Origin of the sequence: Amycolatopsis sp. SID8362 (genome assembly GCF_010550475.1) — a bacterium.
Taxonomy (GTDB): Bacteria; Actinomycetota; Actinomycetes; order Mycobacteriales; family Pseudonocardiaceae; genus Amycolatopsis; species Amycolatopsis eburnea.
In genome coordinates, this window is sequence record NZ_JAAGNB010000202.1 from 1 (window position 1) to 3,029 (window position 3,029).

At 71.0% G+C, this 3,029-nt stretch carries 3 protein-coding genes and 1 pseudogene; 2 read left to right on the forward strand and 2 right to left on the reverse strand.

Translation table 11 applies throughout. The annotated features are described in order from the left end of the window. Positions 1-250: 250 nt before the first annotated feature. On the forward strand, positions 251-883 hold the full coding sequence (locus tag G3I65_RS07335; RefSeq protein WP_160695412.1) for a hypothetical protein: 633 nt from the start codon (positions 251-253) through the stop codon (positions 881-883). 9 nt (positions 884-892) lie between these two features. Here the strand turns inward: G3I65_RS07335 and G3I65_RS07340 are convergent, their stop codons facing one another. Continuing rightward, positions 893-1,852 carry a S9 family peptidase gene (locus G3I65_RS07340; RefSeq protein WP_160695413.1) on the reverse strand — a complete coding sequence of 320 codons (960 nt, stop codon included), beginning with the start codon at positions 1,850-1,852 and terminating at the stop codon, positions 893-895. A gap of 4 nt (positions 1,853-1,856) precedes the next feature. Then, positions 1,857-2,261 (reverse strand): hypothetical protein, encoded by a 405-nt coding sequence (locus tag G3I65_RS07345; protein ID WP_160695414.1) that lies wholly within the window; start codon positions 2,259-2,261, stop codon positions 1,857-1,859. A gap of 71 nt (positions 2,262-2,332) precedes the next feature. Here G3I65_RS07345 and G3I65_RS07350 point away from each other — a divergent pair. Then, positions 2,333-3,029: pseudogene (locus tag G3I65_RS07350) on the forward strand (hypothetical protein); the annotation flags it as partial.

Consider the following 3,029-nt stretch of genomic DNA (forward strand, 5'->3'; position numbering starts at 1 on the left):
CGAAGGCCCCCACACCCCCCGCCCCACCGGCGACGGCGAGCGCGGCCACCGCCGCGACCACCATCCCCTTGCCCTTGCCGCCCCCGGCGCGGATGAAGATCCGCCGCCCGTCCTTCGTGATCCAGCGTCCCTTTTCCGCCACGCAAGCTCCCCTCGCCGCACCGCGATCAACGCGGCACCCGGCGCGGAAGTTGCCCGCGCGACGGTGACTGTCCGGGATCTGTCCACTCGGCGCCGTAAGGTGCCGAGCATGGATCTCGGCCAGGTCTTCGCCGGAGTACCCCGCGTCGGGCGGGTGGACGGTTGCGCGTACTGCTACCCGCAGTCCGATCTGGACCTGCTCGGCGGCGACCCCGCGCTGGTGCCGGACGAGCTGGTGGGCGCCTTCGCCCGGGAGGTCACCGACCACTGGCCGCGGGAGCAGTACGGCCTGGTGTGGCGTGGCCTCGCGCCCCGGATCCTCGGGTTGCTGGAGTCCTCACCGGACGCGCTGCTGCTGCGCGGTTTGACGTACGCCCGCTTCTCGACGTGGCCTGCGGAGGAGCAAGCCGCGGTGCGCGGTGAGCTTCGCGCGATGGTGACGCGTGCGCTCGCGGGGCCTCCGCTCGCGGTGGCGGGTTTGGTGTGCGCGGCGGCCCACGTCGACCACGACCTGCGCCCCTGGTTGAGCTACCTCGACACGGTGACCGGCGCCGACGCGGAAATCGCGCGCCTGGCCCGCTTCTGGGCCGGCGACTTGGCGGCCGGCGGCGAGCCGAGCCTGTGGTGGTTCCCGCCGGACCCGGCCGCGCCGATCCGCGATTGGCTCTGTTCCGACGCCCTGCACGAGCGCCTGTCCCGGCTGGACGATCGGGACACGCTGCTCGCCATCGCGGAGCTGTGACGCGCGCGCTCATGCCGATGAGCGGGCGTTCATCTCCGTGATCCACCGGGCCAGGGTCTCGACGAAACCGGTCACCAAGGCGGGTTCGCCGGGTACTCGAACACGGTGGTCGGCATGGGGGAAGACTTCGACGGTCAGCGTCGCTCGCGGATGCCGTTCGGCCCGGCAGGCGGCCGCGGTGAACAGCGCGACGCTGTCCGCCACGGGCACCAGTTCGTCCGCACCGCCGAAGGTCGCCAGGTGCGGGCAGCGCAGCCGCAGCACGTCCGGGATCGGGTCGTGGTCCTGTTTGCGCTTGGTGAACTCCCAACTGCTTTCGTTCATCTCGGACCAGTATTCGCCGAACAACTCGCGGACGGCAGCGGGAATCGAAAAGGCTCGAACGAACCGGCTGGCTTCGGCGAAGTCGGCGCCGTGCCTACCGGCTTCGACGAGACGGTCGTACGCAGCCAAAGTCATCTCGGCGTCGGACGGCGTGACACCGGGGATGGCGGCGAGTGCGGTGGCCAGCGCATAACGATCTTGAACTGCGGGTGTCATACCGGGGCAACCGTTGGTGACCACCCAGGGCACGTCCTCACGGGCGGCGGCGCGCAGCACGACCCAACCTCCTTCGCTGTGGCCGAACAGCCCGGTCGCCTCGGCCTGGACACCAGGCTCGGCGCGGAGGAAGTTCAGCGCTGAAACGGCGTCGACGGCGAAGTCGTCGATCGTTCCCGCGAGCCAGTCCCCGGAGGACGCGCCGACACCACGCTTGTCGTAGGAGAGGACTGCGAGCCCGGCTGCCACGAGGTGCCCCCGGATCAGCGGGAAGAAATTGTCGTTGGTTCGGTCCGACGGTCCGGACCCGCCGACCATGACCACACCCGGAACCGGGGCACTGCGATCGGGAACGGCCAGCGACCCCGCCAGCACCCCAGCGGCGCTGGGGAACGTCACCTCGCGCACAAGCTCCTCGGTCACCGTCACCAGCTCACTCGTCGATGCTGCTCTTCCACAGCGCATAGAACGCAGAGCGGGTAACCGGCTTGAGGCCGGGTTCGGCGCCGTCCAGTACCTGATCGGCGAGTCCGCCGGCGTCATCCTCCAGATACCGCCACCAGTAGCGGCGAACCACCCCGGACGAATCCAGCTCGATCTGTTTGATGGCCACCGTTTCGTGGTTGACGATGACGGCCTCGAACAGCCAGCGGGCTCCCGCGTCGACCAGACCTTCGTGATCCACGTACTCGAAGTACCGGCGAGGCTCGGAGCCCTCGTCCAAAGCCCGATACCACGCGACGCTCACCCGGAACGCCGCCTCGGTCTCCGGCGGCCACTGGCGTTGCGCTGCCAGCTGCCGGCAATGCGTCTCCACGTCCGCCGGAAGATCCGTCACGACCTGAGTATGCCAGCGGTTTCCCGAGCACTTCGGTAATTGCGTTGGTGCGACCCCCATGATCGGGAACAATGCCCGAGATGGACATGCGCGCCCTTCTCGCACGGATCGATCCGCTGGCCGCGCCGGCCCGGCGGCGGGTCCTCGCCGACACCGCACGCGCGCTGGCCGGCTCCCCCGAGCTGACCACGCTGCTCGCGGAACTGGACGCCGTTCCCGGGCTGCCCCGCGGCTGGGCCGCGACGATGGCCGTCATCGCGGCCGACGACACGCACATCCGCCGCGGCATCGGCACGGCCGACCTCCGGGTCGCCGGTCAGCTGATGGTCCACTGCGCTCGCCACGGCTTGCACTTCGACGTCCTCACCGCGGCCCTGCCCACCGCGCCCCTCGCCTGGCGGCACACCCTCTACCGCGTGGTGCGTGCCACCGGCGCCACCGCGTGGGCCGAAGCGCTGCTGCCCTCGGTGCGCGCGCGGTTCGGTGACCACGAGGCGGCCGCCGTGCTGGCGGCCTGCGAAGCCGACACAGTCACGGCCTTGCTGCCCGAACTGGACTTCGCCGTGCCCAACCTCGCCGCGCTGGCCCGCCGGCACCCCGCCGTCGTGCTCACCCACCTGCGCCGTCGGCTGACCGAAGCCGGCGATGCCGGGCGCAACGCCGTCTGGACGCGGTTCGGTCCCGCGCTGGCGCGGCTCGTCGAGCACGACACCGGACAGGTCGTCGACCTGCTCGCGCACCTCGGGCCGCCGACCGGGCTCCCGGCCG